The organism is Amycolatopsis sp., assembly GCF_035546795.1.
GTDB lineage: Bacteria > Actinomycetota > Actinomycetes > Mycobacteriales > Pseudonocardiaceae > Amycolatopsis_E.
Map to the genome: position 1 here is coordinate 95,036 of NZ_DASZWC010000012.1, position 16,610 is coordinate 111,645.

At 69.6% G+C, this 16,610-nt stretch carries 22 protein-coding genes; 10 read left to right on the forward strand and 12 right to left on the reverse strand.

Annotated features, from left to right (window positions below; genetic code table 11):
• Window positions 1-33: 33 nt before the first annotated feature.
• From VHD82_RS09185 to VHD82_RS09205, 6 genes are read right to left on the reverse strand one after another with little or no spacing between them, the layout of a single operon-like run.
• Window positions 34-525: an emopamil-binding family protein gene (locus VHD82_RS09185; protein ID WP_325699544.1), complete on the reverse strand. Its 492-nt coding sequence runs from the start codon at window positions 523-525 to the stop codon at window positions 34-36.
• Window positions 522-1,433 carry a signal peptidase I gene (gene lepB, locus VHD82_RS09190; protein ID WP_325699547.1) on the reverse strand — a complete coding sequence of 304 codons (912 nt, stop codon included), beginning with the start codon at window positions 1,431-1,433 and terminating at the stop codon, window positions 522-524. The genes VHD82_RS09185 and lepB overlap by 4 nt, the downstream gene beginning before the upstream one ends.
• Window positions 1,434-1,476: 43 nt before the next feature.
• Window positions 1,477-1,746 carry an AMP-binding enzyme gene (locus tag VHD82_RS36760; RefSeq protein ID WP_414637482.1) on the reverse strand — a complete coding sequence of 90 codons (270 nt, stop codon included), beginning with the start codon at window positions 1,744-1,746 and terminating at the stop codon, window positions 1,477-1,479.
• 12 nt (window positions 1,747-1,758) lie between these two features.
• Window positions 1,759-2,028 carry a hypothetical protein gene (locus tag VHD82_RS36765; RefSeq protein WP_414637478.1) on the reverse strand — a complete coding sequence of 90 codons (270 nt, stop codon included), beginning with the start codon at window positions 2,026-2,028 and terminating at the stop codon, window positions 1,759-1,761.
• 58 nt (window positions 2,029-2,086) lie between these two features.
• Entirely contained in the window at window positions 2,087-2,461 is a 375-nt protein-coding gene (locus tag VHD82_RS09200; protein WP_325699550.1) for a DUF779 domain-containing protein, read from the reverse strand.
• 2 nt (window positions 2,462-2,463) lie between these two features.
• Complete coding sequence (locus VHD82_RS09205) at window positions 2,464-3,987, reverse strand: aldehyde dehydrogenase family protein (RefSeq protein ID WP_325699553.1); 1,524 nt, start codon at window positions 3,985-3,987, stop codon at window positions 2,464-2,466.
• A 196-nt stretch (window positions 3,988-4,183) separates the two neighbouring features.
• Between VHD82_RS09205 and VHD82_RS09210 the strand changes: the two genes are divergently transcribed.
• Window positions 4,184-5,671 carry a GAF domain-containing protein gene (locus tag VHD82_RS09210; RefSeq protein ID WP_325699556.1) on the forward strand — a complete coding sequence of 496 codons (1,488 nt, stop codon included), beginning with the start codon at window positions 4,184-4,186 and terminating at the stop codon, window positions 5,669-5,671.
• Here VHD82_RS09210 and VHD82_RS09215 read toward each other — a convergent pair.
• Window positions 5,655-5,825, reverse strand: coding sequence for a hypothetical protein (locus VHD82_RS09215; RefSeq protein ID WP_325699559.1), 171 nt, complete (start codon window positions 5,823-5,825; stop codon window positions 5,655-5,657). The two genes, VHD82_RS09210 and VHD82_RS09215, sit on opposite strands and share 17 nt — an antisense overlap.
• Window positions 5,826-6,141: 316 nt before the next feature.
• Between VHD82_RS09215 and VHD82_RS09220 the strand changes: the two genes are divergently transcribed.
• From VHD82_RS09220 to VHD82_RS09250, 7 genes are all read left to right on the forward strand, one after another.
• Window positions 6,142-6,573, forward strand: coding sequence for a diol dehydratase small subunit (locus tag VHD82_RS09220; protein ID WP_325699562.1), 432 nt, complete (start codon window positions 6,142-6,144; stop codon window positions 6,571-6,573).
• Between the two features lie 10 nt (window positions 6,574-6,583).
• Window positions 6,584-8,269, forward strand: a complete 1,686-nt coding sequence (locus VHD82_RS09225; RefSeq protein ID WP_325699565.1) for a propanediol/glycerol family dehydratase large subunit — start codon at window positions 6,584-6,586, stop codon at window positions 8,267-8,269.
• A gap of 10 nt (window positions 8,270-8,279) precedes the next feature.
• The gene (locus VHD82_RS09230; protein WP_325699567.1) at window positions 8,280-8,867 is read left to right on the forward strand and encodes a propanediol/glycerol family dehydratase medium subunit; all 588 of its coding nucleotides are present in this window, start codon (window positions 8,280-8,282) and stop codon (window positions 8,865-8,867) included.
• 11 nt (window positions 8,868-8,878) lie between these two features.
• Entirely contained in the window at window positions 8,879-10,708 is a 1,830-nt protein-coding gene (locus VHD82_RS09235; protein ID WP_325699570.1) for a diol dehydratase reactivase subunit alpha, read from the forward strand.
• Window positions 10,709-10,710: 2 nt separating this feature from the next.
• On the forward strand, window positions 10,711-11,028 hold the full coding sequence (locus VHD82_RS09240; RefSeq protein WP_325699573.1) for a glycerol dehydratase reactivase beta/small subunit family protein: 318 nt from the start codon (window positions 10,711-10,713) through the stop codon (window positions 11,026-11,028).
• A gap of 13 nt (window positions 11,029-11,041) precedes the next feature.
• On the forward strand, window positions 11,042-11,452 hold the full coding sequence (locus tag VHD82_RS09245; RefSeq protein ID WP_325699576.1) for a heme-binding protein: 411 nt from the start codon (window positions 11,042-11,044) through the stop codon (window positions 11,450-11,452).
• Between the two features lie 93 nt (window positions 11,453-11,545).
• Window positions 11,546-12,406 (forward strand): hypothetical protein, encoded by an 861-nt coding sequence (locus tag VHD82_RS09250; RefSeq protein WP_325699579.1) that lies wholly within the window; start codon window positions 11,546-11,548, stop codon window positions 12,404-12,406.
• Window positions 12,407-12,448: 42 nt separating this feature from the next.
• Here VHD82_RS09250 and VHD82_RS09255 read toward each other — a convergent pair whose 3' ends face one another.
• The 4 genes from VHD82_RS09255 to VHD82_RS09270 form a co-directional block, all read right to left on the reverse strand.
• Complete coding sequence (locus VHD82_RS09255) at window positions 12,449-13,396, reverse strand: LCP family protein (RefSeq protein ID WP_325699582.1); 948 nt, start codon at window positions 13,394-13,396, stop codon at window positions 12,449-12,451.
• Window positions 13,393-13,902 carry a SigE family RNA polymerase sigma factor gene (locus VHD82_RS09260; RefSeq protein ID WP_325699585.1) on the reverse strand — a complete coding sequence of 170 codons (510 nt, stop codon included), beginning with the start codon at window positions 13,900-13,902 and terminating at the stop codon, window positions 13,393-13,395. The genes VHD82_RS09255 and VHD82_RS09260 overlap by 4 nt, the downstream gene beginning before the upstream one ends.
• Window positions 13,903-13,998: 96 nt before the next feature.
• Window positions 13,999-14,196 carry a hypothetical protein gene (locus VHD82_RS09265; RefSeq protein ID WP_325699588.1) on the reverse strand — a complete coding sequence of 66 codons (198 nt, stop codon included), beginning with the start codon at window positions 14,194-14,196 and terminating at the stop codon, window positions 13,999-14,001.
• Between the two features lie 60 nt (window positions 14,197-14,256).
• Window positions 14,257-14,607 carry an STAS domain-containing protein gene (locus tag VHD82_RS09270; protein ID WP_325699590.1) on the reverse strand — a complete coding sequence of 117 codons (351 nt, stop codon included), beginning with the start codon at window positions 14,605-14,607 and terminating at the stop codon, window positions 14,257-14,259.
• A 220-nt stretch (window positions 14,608-14,827) separates the two neighbouring features.
• Between VHD82_RS09270 and VHD82_RS09275 the strand changes: the two genes are divergently transcribed.
• Window positions 14,828-15,268: a hypothetical protein gene (locus VHD82_RS09275; protein WP_325699593.1), complete on the forward strand. Its 441-nt coding sequence runs from the start codon at window positions 14,828-14,830 to the stop codon at window positions 15,266-15,268.
• Here VHD82_RS09275 and VHD82_RS09280 read toward each other — a convergent pair.
• A complete protein-coding gene (locus VHD82_RS09280; protein WP_325699596.1) occupies window positions 15,234-16,127 on the reverse strand; it encodes an oxaloacetate decarboxylase in 894 nt (297 codons plus the stop codon). The two genes, VHD82_RS09275 and VHD82_RS09280, sit on opposite strands and share 35 nt — an antisense overlap.
• A gap of 136 nt (window positions 16,128-16,263) precedes the next feature.
• Between VHD82_RS09280 and VHD82_RS09285 the strand changes: the two genes are divergently transcribed.
• Complete coding sequence (locus VHD82_RS09285; RefSeq protein WP_325699599.1) at window positions 16,264-16,557, forward strand: hypothetical protein; 294 nt, start codon at window positions 16,264-16,266, stop codon at window positions 16,555-16,557.
• Window positions 16,558-16,610: the final 53 nt, after the last annotated feature.

The window sequence follows — 16,610 nt, forward strand, 5'->3', positions numbered from 1 at the left end:
GCACCGGCGATCGCGCTCTGCGACCGCCCCCTGTCAGAACCGGCGGGTGAACGGGAGCGGCTTGCGCATGCGGATCAGCAGCAGCAAGGGCACCAGCACGTACGGCAGGTTGAACGCGAGGAACTTCGCCGGGTTCTGGGTCCGCGTCGCCTGCTCGCCCCAGAACTCGACGCCGAAGACGACGACGCCGGTCAGGGTGACGATCATCGTCGCGTAGATGACGGCGGGCAGTTGGATCCAGTTCCGGGCCGTGGCCAGGGCGTACACGAGCACGACATAGAACGGCATGTACACGAAGGCGGACAGGCCGGTCACGATGCGCATCCACGAGGGAGGGTGCATGAACAGCGGATCGGCGTCGTGGGCGTACCAGTAGTTCGAGTTCACGAAGAAGTTCGCCGACGGGTGGGTGAAGTCCACGCCAACGGTGGGCAGCAGATCGCTGATGATCGAGGTCACCGTGAACGCGGAGAACACCACGACGAAGAAGATGTCGACGCCCCGTCGGCGGAGCGGGAGGTTCACCGCTTCCTGCGTCTGACCGGGCGGCCGACCCGCCGGCTCGCGGCCAGCGTCGGCCAGGCGGCGACGGCTCCGAAGGCGACCGGCAGGCCCTGTTGCCAGCCGGGCGCGCCCAGCGCCTCGGCACCGGTGGTCTGCGGGTTCGTGTCACTCACCCCGCCCCACCGGCTCGGCGGCAGCACGATGATCCTGGCCTTGCCGATGATGTCGTTCACCGGCACGGCACCGTTGACGCCACCGCCACCTTGGTACCGCGAGTCCATCGAGTTGTTGCGGTTGTCACCCATCACCCAGACCTCGCCGTCCGGGACTTTCACCGGATCGAATGAAGCCTGGTGCTGGTCGTTGGGGTCTTCCCAGTGGATGTACGGCTCGTTCAGCGGCTTGCCGTCCACCAGGACCCGGTTCTGCGCGTCGCAGCATTGCACGGTCTGGCCGCCGGTGGCGATGATCCGCTTCACGAAGTCGCGCTCGTCGGGCGGGGCGAGGCCGAACACCGAGCCCACGTTCTGGAAGAACCGGATGAACGAGTTGCTCGAGCGCTGCGTCGGCGCCTCGTTCTGCAGCCACGGCTCCGGGCCCTTGAACACCACGACGTCGCCGGGGGTGAAATCCGTGAAGTTCTTGGTGAACTTGTCGACCAGTACCTTGTCCCCGTAGCAACCATCGCAGCCGTGCAGCGTGGTTTCCATCGAGCCGGACGGAATCGTGTACACGCGGGCGAAGAACTGCTGGAACACGAACGCCAGCACCAGCGCGATGACGATCAGGATCGGCAGCTCGATCCAGAACGGGCGCTGTTTCTTCGGCCTTTTCTTCCGTCGACGCGTTTCGGAGCTTTCCGGGTTTACGTCCGAATTCGGGCGTTCCGGCTCGTCCGCGGCGGCACTCGGGTGTACAGGTTCGACCACCGCGCCAGGCTACCGACAACCCCGAAGCCATGCCGGGCGGTGCTCACGAACGGAGCACCGCCCGCAGCGACTCCAGCACCGCGGGGTCTTCGATGGTGGATGGGACCGGTTCGTCCCGGCCCTCGGCGAAGCCGCGCATACTCTTGCGCAGGATTTTGCCCGACCGCGTTTCCGGCAGCGCCGCCACGGCCGAAACCTGCCGGAACGCCGCCACCGCACCGAGGTCACGCCGGACGGCCGGGACCAGACGGTGGGGGAGCCCGGTTTGACCGGCATCGGCTCCAGGACGCGGGGGTCGGTGGCGATCGCCCAGCCGGTCGGTCCGTCACCAGTGGTCGATTACCGGCACTCCGAGCTTTTCGTGGGCCCAGTGATCCGACGCGTCCGGCGTGCCGACCGGTTTTCCTTCGTACACCACGGTTGTCGCACCGGCGAGCAGTGGGGCGCAGACGACGTAGGAGTGCCCGACCATCCAGCCGGCCTCGGACGCGGTCCACTGCATATCGCCAGGGCCGACGTCGTAGATGTTGGTCATGCCCCGCGCGAGCGCCACCACGTGGCGATACAACACGTATAACGGGTCTGTCGCAGGCACTTCGACGACGGGCCGGTAGGCGATCAGGCTTTTCGGAGCAGCCGCCCATCGTGCTCCCTCAGTCCAAAGTGGCCAGTTCTGCATCGGTCAGCAGCCGGGAGCGGATCAGGAACCGCACGCCCTCGGGGGCTTCGAGCGAGAACCCGCTGCCCCGGCCGGGGACGACGTCGATCGTGAGATGCGTGTGCTTCCAGTACTCGAACTGCGCGGCCGACATCCACACCGGGACCGGCGCGGGCACCCCGGCGACGGTCAGGTCGCCGAGGTGCACGTCCGAAGCCCCGGTGCGGAACTCACCCGCCGGGTAACACATGGGCGCGCTGCCGTCGCAGCAGCCACCGGACTGATGGAACATCAGCGGCCCGTTGTCCCCGGCCAGCCGGCGCAGCAGCTCCGCCGCGGCCTCGGTGAGGTCCACCCGACTTGCCGGCATGATCAGAAGAATCCCTGTGCGTCAGGCGAGTAGGACACCAGCAGGTTCTTCGTCTGCTGGTAGTGGTCGAGCATCATCTTGTGGTTCTCGCGCCCGATGCCGGACTGCTTGTACCCGCCGAACGCCGCGTGCGCGGGGTAGACGTGGTAGCAGTTCGTCCACACGCGACCGGCCTGGATGTCCCGTCCCGCACGGAAAGCGGTGTTGCCCTCGCGAGACCAGACGCCGGCGCCGAGGCCGTAGAGGGTGTCGTTGGCGGTCTTGATCGCGTCGTCGTAGTCGTCGAAGCGGGCCACCGAGACCACCGGGCCGAAGATCTCCTCCTGGAAGATCCGCATCTTGTTGTCGCCCTCGAACACCGTCGGCCTGATGTAGTAACCGCCCGCGAGTTCCCCGCCGAGGTCGGCTTTTTCGCCACCGGTGAGGACTTTTGCGCCCTCCTGCTTGCCGATGTCGATGTAGGACAGGATCTTCTCGAACTGGTCGTTGGACGCCTGCGCGCCGACCATGGTGCCGGTGTCGAGCGGGTGCCCCTGCTTGATCTTCTCGACCCTGGCGACGCCGTCGCTGATGAACCGGTCGTAGATCGAGGACTGGATGAGCGCCCGCGACGGGCAGGTGCACACCTCGCCCTGGTTGAGGGCGAACATGGTGAAGCCCTCCTGTGCCTTGTCGTAGAAGGCATCCTGGGCCGCGGCCACGTCGGCGAAGAAGATGTTCGGGCTCTTGCCGCCCAGCTCCAGGGTGACCGGGATGATGTTCTCGCTGGCGTACTGCATGATCAGCCGCCCGGTGGTGGTCTCACCGGTGAACGCGACCTTGCGGATGTCCTTGTGCTGGGCCAGCGGTTTGCCCGCCTCGACACCGAACCCGTTGACCACGTTGAGCACGCCGGGCGGCAGCAGGTCGGCGATCAGCGAGATCAGCACGTGGATCGACGCCGGGGTCTGCTCGGCGGGCTTGAGCACCACGGCGTTGCCCGCGGCCAGCGCCGGTGCGAGTTTCCAGGTGGCCATCAGGATCGGGAAGTTCCACGGGATGATCTGCCCGACCACGCCGAGCGGCTCGTGGAAGTGGTAGGCGACGGTGTCCGCGTCGAGCTGCGAGATCCCGCCTTCCTGCGTGCGGATCGCGCCGGCGAAGTAGCGGAAGTGGTCGATCGCGAGCGGGATGTCGGCCGCGAGCGTTTCGCGGACCGCCTTGCCGTTGTCCCAGGACTCCGCGACCGCGAGCTGCTCCAGGTTCGCCTCCATCCGGTCGGCGATCTTGTTCAGCACCGCCGCCCGTTCGGCCGGTGACGTGCGGCCCCATGCCGCGGCCGCGCCGGTCGCGGCGGCCACCGCGCGGTCGATGTCGGCGGCCGTGCCGCGGGCGATCTCGGTGAACGTCTTGCCGGTCACCGGCGTCGGATTGTCGAAGTAGCCGCCTTTGGCGGGCGGCACGTACTCTCCGCCGATGAAGTGGTCGTAGCGCTGGTCGAACGCCACGACGCTGCCGGTTTCTCCCGGCGCCGCATACTTCGTCATGGAGCAGGTCCCTCCTGGTCGTCATTGGCCGGTGCAGGGCGCAACCGTAAGGACCGCGACGTTGCAGCGGCGTTGCACGAGGCGGAACGCCGGTTGCCGCGCACTTGCCGAATCCGGGTGGCGCGCGGCATGCTGCCTGGTGGGCCGGGGTGCGCGTACCGGTCCGGCCGCCGTCAACGTCGCCGCGGGGAGCCTGATGAACGTCGAGTCCACCCGGTCGCTGTCCTCGGATCCGGCAGCGCAGTTCCGCCTGCTGCAACGCGTCCGCGAGGCCACCCTCAGCGGTGACCGCCCGCCCACGTCACCGCGTTCGGTCATCTCGGCGTCCTGGCAGCGTTCGCTGGACGCCCACATCGATCCCGAGTACTTCCGCCCGCCGGTGGTGTACGGGCCGGACGAGGTCGCCGACGTGCGCTCGGCGCATCCGTTGCAGGCGGTGCTTTCGCCGATGCGCGAACTGCTGGTCAGCATCGCCGACGAGTCGCAGCACGTCATGATCATCACCGACGCCGAGGGCACGATCCTGTGGCGGGAGGGCCCGGCGGCGCTCTGCCGGATGGCCGACCCGGTCGGGCTGTGCGAAGGCACCGGCTGGTCGGAGTCGGCGATCGGCACCAACGCGATGGGCACCGCGCTCGCGGTCGACGCGCCGGTGCAGATCTACTCGGCCGAGCACCTCGTCCGGACGTACCACACCTGGACCTGCGCGGCGGCCCCGATCCACGACCCCGACACCGGCGTGGTGCTCGGCGCGGTCGACATCAGCGGGCTGCTCGACGCGCTGCACCCGGCGACGGTTTCGCTGGTCAACGCCACGGCGCAGCTGGCGGAAAGCCAGCTGCGCCGGCATATGGCCTGGCACGACGAGCGGCTGCTCGCCAGGAACATGTCCCATCTGGCGAGCCTGCACGGCGAGCCGGGAGCGCTGCTCACCCCGAGCGGCCGGGTGATCGCGGCGGAACCCTGGGACGACTTCCCGCCACGGGTGCGGATCGGCACGGGCGCCGACAGGGTGCTGCTCGACAACGGACGCGAAGCCAGGCTCGAGCCGTTGAGCGAGGGATATTTACTACGGCTGCCCCGCAAGTCGTCCGCCGCGTGCAGGCCGAAGCTGTCGTTGTCGTTTCTCGGCCGCCGGCCCGCCATCGCGCTCAACGGCCGGGAATTGCCGTTGACGTTGCGGCGCGCGGAAATCCTCGCGTTGCTCGCGTTGCATCCGGCGGGTTTGAACGGGGAGCAACTGGCGCTCGAACTGTACGGAGACGAAGGAAACCCGACGACGGTCCGCGCGGAGATCCACCGGTTGCGCACGCAGCTGGGCGGCGAGGTGATGAAGGCGAAGCCGTACCGCCTCGACGCCGAGCTGGAGGCCGATTTCCTCGCCGTGCGCGCGGCGCTCGACGCGGGCGATGTCGCCGCGGCTGTCTCGGCGTGCCGCGCGCCGCTGCTGTCGCAGTCGGACTCCCCGGCCATTCGCGCCGAACGGGACCAGCTGGTCGCCGCCGTCCGTTCGACAGTGCTGGAGCGGGGCGACGTCGACACGCTGTGGTCGTTCGGCCGGACCGAGACCGGGCAGGACGATCTGGAGGTTTTCGAGCAGCTGAGCCGGCTGCTTCCGGCGGCGGACCCGCGCCAGGCCGTGGCACGGGCCCACCTGACCTGGCTGCTCAGCGAACCTCTGTGAGCGTTTCCCTGGCGCGCAGCACGTCGCCGATGAAGAAGTCGTAGGCCAGCGCGCCCACCAGTGGCCCGACGATGGGTATCCACAGGTACGGGCCGGCCCCGGGAGCCGTGCCCGGGATGGCGTTGTGGCCCCAGCCCGCGAAGAACGCGAACAACCGGGCCCGAAGTCGCGGGCCGGGTTGATGTGGGCGCCGCTGACCCCGCCCGCGACATACACGGCGAAGGCCCAGCCCACACGATCAGCAGCCAGTCGCCCGCGCCCTGGAAGATCACCGTGGGCCCGGCCACGGCCATCGCCACGCACCCGTCACCGAGTGCGATGAGCACGATGCCGCGCGGACGGCGCAGCGCTGGAATGTCCGTCGCGGGGTCCTCCTTGACCTCGAAGTGCCGCGCGTTGCTGCAACGTCGATGCAACGTCGCCCGACCTACGTTCCTTGCGTTCGTTCGATGGCGAAGGCAGGTGGACCGTTGACGTTGTCCAGTACCCCGGAGCTCGATCCGGCCCGCGACTATCCACTCGCGTCCCGGCGCCCGGAACTCCTGCGCACGCCGACCGGGAAAAGGCTCGACGAGCTGACCATGGAAGCCGTGCTGGCGGGCGACGTGGCCCCGGAGGATCTGCGCATCGCGCCGGCAACCCTGCGGTTGCAGGCCCAGATCGCCGATCAGGTGGGGCGGCGGCAGCTCGCACAGAACTTCCGCCGCGCGGCCGAGCTCACCGCGCTGCCGGACGAGCTGGTCCTGTCGATCTACCACGCGTTGCGGCCGCGGGCCTCCACGAAGCGGCAGCTGGAGGAAATCGCCGGACGCCTCGAGCGCGAGTTCTCCGCGACGTTGTGCGCGGGCCTGGTGCGCGAGGCGGCCGACGTGTACGAGCGACGCGACATCCTGGCGAGCTGAGGAGCACGAGATGACGACGCGGCACTCGAAGCGCACGGAGATCCTCGAACAGCGCCCGGTCAATCTCGACGGGTTCGTCGAGGAATGGCCCGAAGTCGGCATGGTCGCGATGGACAGTCCCTATGACCCGGAGCCGAGCGTGCGGGTCGAGAACGGGGTCATCGTCGAGATGGACGGCAAACCCCGCGCCGAGTTCGACTTCCTCGACCAGTTCATCGCCGACCACGCCATCGACGCCGATGCCGCGGAAGCGGCGATGGCCTTGTCTCCCACGGAAATCGCGCACCTGTTGATCGACCCCCGGGCCGGCCGGGGTGACGTGCTCGCGGTCTCGCGCGGGCTGACCCCGGCGAAGCTGCTGGAAGTCGTCAAAACCATGAACGTGGTCGAGATGATGATGGCGCTGCAGAAGATGCGTGCCCGGCGGACCCCGGCGAACCAGGCGCACGCGACCAGCGCGCGGGACAACCCCGTGCAGGTGGCCGCGGACGCGGCGGAGGCTTCGCTGCGCGGGTTCCGTGAACTGGAGACCACGCTCGGCGTCGTGCGGTACGCGCCGCTGGTCGCGATCGCGCTGCAGGTCGGCTCGCAGGCGGGCACGCCGGGCGTGCTCACCCAGTGCGCGCTGGAAGAAGCGACCGAGCTGGAACTGGGCATGCGCGGGATCACCGCCTACGCCGAGACGATTTCGGTCTACGGCACCGAACCCGTGTTCTGCGACGGCGACGACACCCCGTGGTCCAAGGCTTTCCTCGCGTCGGCGTACGCGTCGCGCGGCATCAAGATGCGGTTCACCTCGGGCACCGGCTCGGAGGTGCAGATGGGCAACGCCGACGGAAAGTCCATGCTGTACCTGGAGATCCGCTGCATCCTGGTGACCAAGGGCGCCGGGGTGCAGGGGCTGCAGAACGGTTCGATCAGCTGTATCGGCGTGCCAGGCGCGGTGCCGGCCGGGATCCGCGCGGTGCTGGCGGAGAACCTGATCGCCAGCACGGTCGACCTGGAATGCGCGTCCGGCAACGACCAGTCGTTCTCGCACTCGGACATGCGGCGGGTGGCGCGCCTGCTGCCGCAGCTGCTGCCGGGCACCGACTTCGTCTGCTCGGGCTACTCCTCGACACCCAACTACGACAACATGTTCGCGGGGTCCAATGTGGACGCCGAGGACTACGACGACTGGAACGTCCTCCAGCGCGACCTCCAGGTCGACGGCGGTCTGCGGCACGTGCCGGAGCCGGAGATCCTGGCCGTGCGCAACCGGGCCGCGCGAGCGCTACAGGGGGTGTTCGCGCGGCTCGGCCTGTCGCAGATCACCGACGCGGAGGTCGAGGCGGTCACCTATTCCCACGGCAGCGAGGAACTTCCGCCGCGCGACGTGCTGGAGGACCTCAAGGCCGCGCAGTCGGTGATGGACCGCGGGATCACCGGGCTGGACATCGTCAAGGCGCTGGAGGCGTCCGGGTTCTCCGACATGGCCCACACGCTGCTGGCCGTGCTGCGGCACCGGGTCTCCGGCGACCTGCTGCACACGTCGGCGATCCTCACGCCCGAGCTGGAAACCCTGTCCGCGGTCAACGACACCAACGACTACGCCGGGCCGGGCAGCGGCTACCGCCCGTCCGGGGCGAGGTGGGAAGAGATGAAGCGGCTGCGGCACGTGGTCAGCGCGCGGAACCCCGAGCAGGAAGTCGGCTGAGGAGAGCGACATGGCAGATACCGGTACGGGCACCCGCATCCTGGAGATCACCGAGCGCGGACCGGCCGAGCGCGGCACCCGGTCCGACGAGGTCGTGATCGGCCTTTCCCCGGCCTTCGGCGACTTCTTCTCCAAGACCATTGTGGACATTCCGCACGCCGAGGTGCTGCGCGAACTGCTGGCCGGGATCGAGGAGCAGGGCGCCCGCTCGCGGGTGATCCGGTTCCGCGGCGGCTCGGACCTCGCGGTGATCGCGCACGCGGCGGCGAAGCTGTCCGGCTCGGGGATCGCGGTCGGCGTGCTTTCCCGTGGTACCACGATGATCCACCAGAAGGACCTGGTCCGGCTGTCCAATCTGGAGCTGTTCCCGCAGGCGCCGCTGATGGACCTGGAGACCTTCCGGAAGGTGGGCCGCAACGCCGCGCGGTACGCGAAGGGTGAGTCGCCGGAGCCCGTGCCGGCACGCAACGACTTCATGGCCCGGCCGCGCTGGCAGGCGAAGGCGGCGTTGTTGCACATCAAGGAAACCGAGTTCGTCGTGCCGGGCGCGGCGCCGGTGGAGCTGGATGTGCGGATCCGGCCGGCCGACGCGGGCTGAGGAGGGCGATCGTGACCCTCGTCGTCGGCGTCGACATCGGCAACTCGACCACCGAGGCGTGCGCCGCCGAGGTCGGGCCGGACGGTTCGGTGACCTACCTCGGTGGCGCGCTCGCGGCCACCTCGGGCATCAAGGGCACCACCGACAATGTCCCCGGGGTCGCCCGTGTGGTGCGCGAAGCGCTGACGTCGGCCGGGCGCGCCGAGCCGGCGGTGGTGCTGGTCAACGAGGCCACCCCGGTGATCAGCGGACTCGCGATGGAGACGATCACCGAGACGATCATCACTGAGTCCACGATGATCGGGCACAACCCGGACACCCCTGGCGGCGCCGGGCTCGGCGTGGGCATGACGGTGGATTTCGCCGCACTCAAGGAAAACTCGCCCGGTGACGCGGTGATCTGCGTGGTGGGCAAATCGGTCGATTTCGAGGATGCGGCAGCCGGGATCAACGAAGCTGTGGCGCGCGGGGTCGAGGTGACGGGCGCGGTGGTGCAGGCCGACGACGCGACACTGATCGCGAACCGGCTGCACACCCCGGTGCCGGTGGTCGACGAGGTCACGCTCATCGACCGGGTGCCGCTGGGTATGCCGGCCGCGGTCGAGGTCGCCGAACCCGGCCGCACCATCCGCACGCTGTCCAACTCCTACGGGATCGCCACGGTCTTCGGGCTCGACGCCGAGCAGACCAGGATGATCGCGCCGGTCGCGCGGGCGCTGGTCGGCAACCGCTCGGCCGTCGTCGTGCGCACCCCTGCGGGAGACGTGACCGACCGGCGGATTCCGGCCGGGAGTCTCACGCTGATCGGCGAGCGGTCGCGCCGTTCGGTCGGAATGGACGCCGGGGCCGGCGAGATCATGGCGGCGCTGCGCCGGGTCACGCCGTTGACCGACGCGGAAGGCGAGGCGGGCACCCACGTCGGCGGGATGCTGGCGCGGGTCCGGGACACGATGTCCGGGTTGACCGGCACCACCGCCGTGCGCATCCAGGACGTGCTCGCGGTCGACACCTTCGTGCCGCAGACGGTCACCGGTGCCCTCGCGGGCGAGTTCGCGCTGGAGACCGCCGTCGCGCTCGCGGCAATGGTCCGGACCAGTCGAGGGCCGATGCGGGCGCTCGCGGCGAAGCTGCGCGAAAGGCTGGGCGTCGAGGTGATCATCGGCGGGGTCGAGGCGGACATGGCCGTGCTCGGCGCGCTCACCACCCCCGGCACGGACCGGCCGGTCGCGGTCCTCGACCTGGGCGGCGGCTCGACCGACGCCGCGGTGGCGGACGAACACGGCGTGCGTTCGGTGCACCTGGCCGGCGCGGGCGATCTGGTCACGAAGCTGATCGACGCCGAGCTGGGCCTGGAGAACCGGGAACTGGCCGAGGACATCAAGAAGAATCCGCTCGCCAAGGCCGAGAGCTTCTTCCACGTGCGGATGGAGGACGGCACGGCGAAGTTCTTCGACCAGCCGCTGCCCGCCGACACCTTCGCCCGCGTCGTCGTGCTCGGCGAGGAAGGAATGCGGCCGATCCCGACCCGGCATGGCCTGGCGAAGATCCGTCAGGTTCGCCGTAGTGCCAAGGAAAAGGTGTTCGTGGTCAACGCGCTGCGGGCGCTGGAACAGGTCGCGCCCGGCGGGAACCTGCGGCAGATCGGGTTCGTGGTGGTGCTCGGCGGTTCGGCGCTCGACTTCGAAATCCCGGACCTGATCGCCGAAGCGGTCGCGGGGCTGGGCATCGTGTGCGGAACGGGGAACGTGCGCGGCAGCGAAGGCCCCCGCAACGCGGTGGCGACCGGGCTGGTCGCGCGGTATGCGCTCACGCAGGCGCTCGGCGAAGCGGTGGGGAGCTGACGATGCCCGAACGTCCCGCTGTCGTCGTGTACTGCGCGCAGCCCTGCCTGCGGGAAATCCTTGCCGGGCTGGAAGAAGAAGGCGTGCCTGCCCGCGTCGAACTACGCGACGACATGGATGCCACCACGCTGGCCTTCCTGGCGGCACAAGAGTCCGCGCTCGATGTGGGCATCGGCGCCGACACCTCGGGCGCGGTCTGCGTGCACCACGCGAAACTCCCGCCTTCCTGCCCGGCGCTGCTCGCCCCGGCCGCGCAAGCGCGTCGGCTCGGGCACAACGCCGCGCGGCTCGTCACCAGGATTCCGTTCAAGACACCGTGAAGGAGAACGAAACGTGGCCCCACGACTCGCACTCGCCGACGCCCAGCGGGTTCTCGACGCCGCACTCGCCAAGGCCGTCGAGATCGGGCAGCCGATGAACGTCGCGGTCGTCGACGACGGTGCGCACCTGCTGGCGTTCGCCCGCCAGGACGGCGCGATCCTGGCCAGCGTGGACATCGCGATCAGCAAGGCCCGCACGGCGATACTGCTGAAGATGACCACCGCGGCGCTCGGCGAGGCGGCGGCCCCGGGCGGCCCGCTGTACGGGATCGAGGCGACCAACGGCGGCCTGGTCATCTTCGGCGGCGGGATCCCCCTGGTGCGCCGGGGCGACTTCGTCGGCGCGATCGGTGTGAGCGCGGGCAGCGTCGAGCAGGACACGCTCGTCGCGGAGGCAGGCGTGGTGGCTCTGCGTAAACGCTGAGCGAAGAACTCGCCCCGGCGGTGCGGTAACGAATCGGGGCGGCCCGGCGACTGAGGTGTGTCCTAAGACGACAGTCGGCCGGAATGGAAGGTTATGAACTCGAAACGAAGAACCTTGTGCGCGGCACTGGCCGCGGTCGCTTGCACGATTCTGCCGGCGGCGCCCGCACTCGCCGCCGACGAGCCGACCAGTTCGGCCACCGTCTCACCGGCCACGGTCGCCCAGGGCGCGACGTTCACCGTGACCGAGCAGATCCACAACTCGCAGACCTTCACCGTCACCGGTGCCAAGGCCGCGCTCTATGGCGCCGAGCGGTCACTGGTCGACCTCGCGGATCTCGTCTCCTGCACCGGCACGATCGCGCCCTGCGGCGCATTGGGCAGCAGTTACCGGGGTGGCGTCGGCGATCTCGCGGCGGGGGAGAGCCGTACCGTCGTGTTCACCTTCCGCGTCAAGGACACCGCCGATCCCGGCGCCCTGACACTGCGGACGCAGTTCGTCGGCGACAACTTCGCCTTCGAGACCGTCGACGGCCCGGTGCTGACCGTGACCGGCGCCCCGCAGGCGGCCGACATCAAGGTTTCGCTCAATGCCACCGCCACCAGCGGCCTGCTGGGCACCAAGATCACTTACACCGCCACGCTGGCCAACACCGGCCCGGCCGACGCGTCCGCCATCCGGCTTTCCGGGACCTTCGCCAACGGCCTGCTCTACTCCGGTTCGACCGACTGCACGCATCCCGCCGGCAGCCGCACCGTCACCTGCGATGTGGCCGATTTGGCGTCGGGCGCAAGCAAGACCGTGAAGTTCGCGGTCGTGCCCGGTCTGCTCGCCGTCGGGCCGTTCACCACCACGGTCCAGCTGACCCAGAGCACTCCCGCCGATCCGAACGCCGCCGACGACACCGCCTCGCGTACCTGCTCGGCCCTGACCGGGCTCCTGGTGCGCTGCTGAAAGACCCGGGCCCCGCGGTGTCACGCCGTGGGGCCCGGCTTCCTAGTTCACGCACCCCGCGTCGTCGGACGGCGGCGGGGCGGCGATGAAGTCCCGCACGAACTGCTGCACCTGCTCCGGCACGACACCGATGGCGCTGCCGCTGTCGGGAGTCCGGACGTCCCGATCTCCGAGCGGGATCGTGGCGGTGCTGAGCCCGCCGCGCAACATTCCCGCGGCTGTCAGCGGGTTCCAGCCCGGGTCGGTATGCACACTGTCCCGCACGGCGGCGACCACTCCGGCGTCGGAAAGCTTCCCGAGCGTCTGCTTCACCAGCGACCGCAGGAACAGCTGGAGCCGCGCGATCCGGTCCAGATCCCCGTTCGGCAGGCCGTGCCGCTGGCGGAGGAACGCCAGCGCCTCCGTGCCCGACAGGGTCTGGTTGCCCGCGGGCAACCAGAGACCGGTGAACGTGTCGTGCGCGGGCGCGCGCAGGCACACCGGCACCCCGCCGACAGCCGTGCTGAGCTGCGCCACCCCGGGCATGTCGACGATCGCGTAGTGGTCGACGGTGGCGCCGGTCAGCGCCCGTACCGTCGCCACCAGCCCGTCCGCCCCACCGAGGTGATAGGCCGAGTTGAGCTTGCCCTGGCCGTGGCCCGGGATGTCCACCAAGATGTCGCGCGGCAGCGCGATCGCCGAGGCCGAGCCGTCCTTGCCGAGGTGGGCGAGCACGATCGAGTCGGTGTACCCGTTGTCGTCCAGCCCGGCGACGAGCACGTTCTGGTCGGCCGGCGCGGCGGGCGGCAGCGCTGGGGTGCGCAGCACCTGCGGCACGACGACAGCCACGGCGGCGGCGATCACCACGGCGGCCGCGGCGAGCACGATCAGGCCACCCCGTCGCCGGGGCTTGCGGCGTTCCAGTCCGGAGAGCACGAGGCGGGGGTCGACGGCACGCTCGGCCTCGGCCTCGAACGCCTCGCGGATCAGGCTTTCGGTGTCGCGGGTCATGACAGGGCCTCCGTGACGGAAAGACGGGTTTCCCCGGCGCGCAACGTGCTCAGCGCCCGGGAGATGTGACTGCGGACGGTGCCGGTGGCACAGCCGAGCACTTCGGCGATCTCTTCGTCGGTGCAGTCCTCGTAGTAGCGCAACAGGATCGCGGCCCGCTGCTTGCGCGGCAGCCGCGCTATCCGGCCGCGCATCGCGTCGCGTTCGGCGTAACGGTGGGCGTGGTCGGCGGTCGGAGTGCCGATCTCGTCCAGGGTGCTGTGCGTGGCCGCGATGTTGCGGGCCGCGCGCAGGCGCCGCCACGACAGGTACTCGTTGGTGACCATGCGGCGCAGGTAGCTTTCCGGCGCGTGCATCGCGGAGATGCGTTGCCAGCGAGCCTGCGCCCGCAGCAGCACCTCCTGCACGACGTCCTGCGCGAGGTGCGGATCGCAGGTCAGCGCGGTGGCGTAGCGCAGCAGCCGGTCCAGCCGGCCGGCGACGAACTGCTCGAAGCGCTCCGGCACGCGTCCCCCTCTTCGTTCTGATGACCACTACGAGGGGGATAACGCGCCGGCACGACCGATTTGTTGAATGCCCCGTGAACCTTTTTCCGGGAGAAGCTACGTGCTGCGGCCGGACGCCAGGGCACAGCCGAGTGCGATGAGCGCGAAGAACACCCCTACCGCCCAGGCCCACCAGGCGGCGGCGCTGATCGCGAGGAAGACCTGGAGGCCGGCGGTGACGGCGAAGACGAGCGCGCACAGCAACCACCAGAACCGACGGTGCCGCATGCTCGCGGCGCTGGAGCGGATGGACACGGGCATCACCTCGACCTGGCGCTTATGCACCGTTATCGGCCCTGGCCCCGTGCCGTTACCTCAGCCTGTGGCGAGCGCGGCGTCCCGGGAGGGGTAGAGGGCGAGGACCTCGTCCAGTCCGGTCACCGTGAACGCCCGGTGGATCTCCCGCGCCGAGGCGACGATCCGCAGCTCCACGCCGCCTGCCTGCTCGTGCGCCCGCATCAGCGCGGCGAGCCCGGCCGAGCCGAGGAACGCCACCGCGGTGAGATCCACCACCAGCACCTTCGGCGTCTGCGCGAGCAGCTCGCCGAGCAGGCCCCACAGCTGCGGGGCGGTCAGCATGTCGAGGTCTCCGCTCACCGTGACGACCGCGAGACCCGACTGGGGCCACGAGGTCTCCAGCTTCAGCGGACCCGGCGGCTGCGACATGGTGGGGGTGACCTCCGTTTCCCAGCGCCTCACGGCGTGGCCGAACCCAGGGCTGGGCCTGCGGCTTCCCCAGCATCGGCGAGCCCGGCCGCGGCTGTGGGATCAACCGCGCCATTGCAGCGTAGTCGTGATCTTTCGGCCCGCAAACGTGCGCCGGGTTTCGATCCGGACGCCGTTCACGCGACGTTTCCCTCCCCTTCGCCCCGGGTATGTGACCGGCATGGGTGCACCGGAGTGCGGCGAGCAGATCGAACGGCTCACGTTGAGTGGCCTGCGGGATCTGGGCGAAGTGCGCGAAGCCGTGAGGGCGGTGCTGGTGGGCTGTGCCCAGAACGACGTCATCGACTCCGTGCTGGTCGCGGACGAGCTGTGCACGCTGGCGTGCGAGTACGGCAACCTCCCGGCGGGGGTCTGCCTGATCCGGTCGTTCCACCGGCCGTCACTGCGGGTGGCGGTGACCGCCCCGCACCTGTCCATCCCGATGTCCCCGAGCGACTCGCGGACGAGCCAGTTCGTTCTCGCCTCGTGCGCCACCGACTGGGGTATCGGCAACGAGGGGGCGCGGATGACCCTGTGGGCGTATGTGCAGGTGCGCCAGGACGTGTTCGCCGACAACTCTTACGCGTTCACGAATTCGGGTAGCGGTCACCGATCGAGTTGACCTCGGGCAGCCCGATGAAATCGGTGAACTCGCCGAATCCCGGCAGCGAGCCGACCACGTTGAGCGGCGTGCCGTCCTTCTTGATCCGGCGCAGGATTTCCCGGACCGCGCCGGTTGCCGCGAGCAGCGCCGAAATGGGGCAGATCACAAGGCGGAAACCCAGTTCCCGCAACCGGCCCAGGCCTGCCGGCGGCGTCTTGCCACCCTCCACCCAGTTGAACAGCAAGGGAAATCCGCTGAACTCGGCGGCGACCCGCTCGATTTCCTCGTCGGTCTGCAGTGCCTCGATGAACAACGCGTCCGCACCCGCGTCGCGGTATCGGTGCGCACGCTCGATCGCGGCGTCCACACCTTCCACGGCGCGGGCGTCGGTGCGGGCGATGAGCAGGAAGTCGGAGTTGCGACGCGCGCGCACGGCGGCCTTTACCTTGTCCACCATGGCTTCCGGGGGTACCACCTGCTTGCCTTCCAGGTGCCCGCAGCGTTTCGGCGAGACCTGGTCCTCCAGGTGCATCCCCGCGACCCCGGCCGTCTCGTACTCCCGCACCGTGCGGATCACGTTGAGCGCGTTGCCATAACCGGTGTCGGCGTCGGCGATCACCGGCAGATCCACCGCGGCCGCGATCCGCCGTGCGGCGTCGACCATTTCGGTCATCGTCAGCAGCCCCACGTCAGGACGGCCGATCAGCGAAGCGGTCACCCCGAAGCCGGTCATGTACACCACCGGAAAACCGGCATCCTCGATCAGCCGGGCGCTCAGCGCGTCGTAGGCGCCGGGCGCCACCACGGGTTCGCCGCCTGCCAGCAATTCGCGCAGCCGCGCCGGTCCGTCGAAGTCGCCGCCGAGAAGCCGAGCCATTGTTCACACTCCGTATCCGATCCTGGGCCCACCCTAACCCGCGCCGGGGAAGCGTTTGGAGGCAAAGGTTTGACCGCTTGGCCTGCCGGGCAGTTCTTTTGTCGATACGAGAAGTGGGGCCAGGAGGGGATTTGCCATGACGGAGGTGGCGTTCGGGACACCGGAACTCACGACAGAGGCAGCGGAAGAGCTCGCGGCCGCGGTAGCCGCGGCGCTACGACCGGACGCACTGCCCCTCGACTACGACCCGTGCCGGCGTGGTGTCGGGGCCGCGGTCGCGCGGCTGGGCGACGCGCTCGTCCGGCTGATCGAGCAGTTGGAGGCGGGCACCAGCGCCGGATGTGCGGACAGCGCGGTCGCCAGGGCGGGGGAGCTGGCGGCGCAGGTGCGCTTCACGCGGGCACCGGCAGGGCTGGAGGTAACGGCCTGACATGGTCCAAAGTCCCTCGTGGTCGGGGCCGAACGCCAGCGGTGCGGCGGCGT

Bases quoted from the DNA above. Each gene is read 5' to 3' on its own strand.
- VHD82_RS09225 (WP_325699565.1), top strand. From the start codon at position 6,584: ATGACGACGCGGCACTCGAAGCGCACGGAGATCCTCGAACAGCGCCCG.
- VHD82_RS09285 (WP_325699599.1), top strand. From the start codon at position 16,264: ATGACGGAGGTGGCGTTCGGGACACCGGAACTCACGACAGAGGCAGCG.
- VHD82_RS09255 (WP_325699582.1), bottom strand. From the start codon at position 13,396: ATGACCCGCGACACCGAAAGCCTGATCCGCGAGGCGTTCGAGGCCGAG.
- VHD82_RS09270 (WP_325699590.1), bottom strand. From the start codon at position 14,607: ATGTCGCAGCCGCCGGGTCCGCTGAAGCTGGAGACCTCGTGGCCCCAG.
- VHD82_RS09230 (WP_325699567.1), top strand. From the start codon at position 8,280: ATGGCAGATACCGGTACGGGCACCCGCATCCTGGAGATCACCGAGCGC.
- VHD82_RS09275 (WP_325699593.1), top strand. From the start codon at position 14,828: ATGGGTGCACCGGAGTGCGGCGAGCAGATCGAACGGCTCACGTTGAGT.
- VHD82_RS09240 (WP_325699573.1), top strand. From the start codon at position 10,711: ATGCCCGAACGTCCCGCTGTCGTCGTGTACTGCGCGCAGCCCTGCCTG.
- VHD82_RS09250 (WP_325699579.1), top strand. From the start codon at position 11,546: ATGAACTCGAAACGAAGAACCTTGTGCGCGGCACTGGCCGCGGTCGCT.
- VHD82_RS09210 (WP_325699556.1), top strand. From the start codon at position 4,184: ATGAACGTCGAGTCCACCCGGTCGCTGTCCTCGGATCCGGCAGCGCAG.
- VHD82_RS09280 (WP_325699596.1), bottom strand. From the start codon at position 16,127: ATGGCTCGGCTTCTCGGCGGCGACTTCGACGGACCGGCGCGGCTGCGC.
- VHD82_RS09205 (WP_325699553.1), bottom strand. From the start codon at position 3,987: ATGACGAAGTATGCGGCGCCGGGAGAAACCGGCAGCGTCGTGGCGTTC.
- VHD82_RS09200 (WP_325699550.1), bottom strand. From the start codon at position 2,461: ATGCCGGCAAGTCGGGTGGACCTCACCGAGGCCGCGGCGGAGCTGCTG.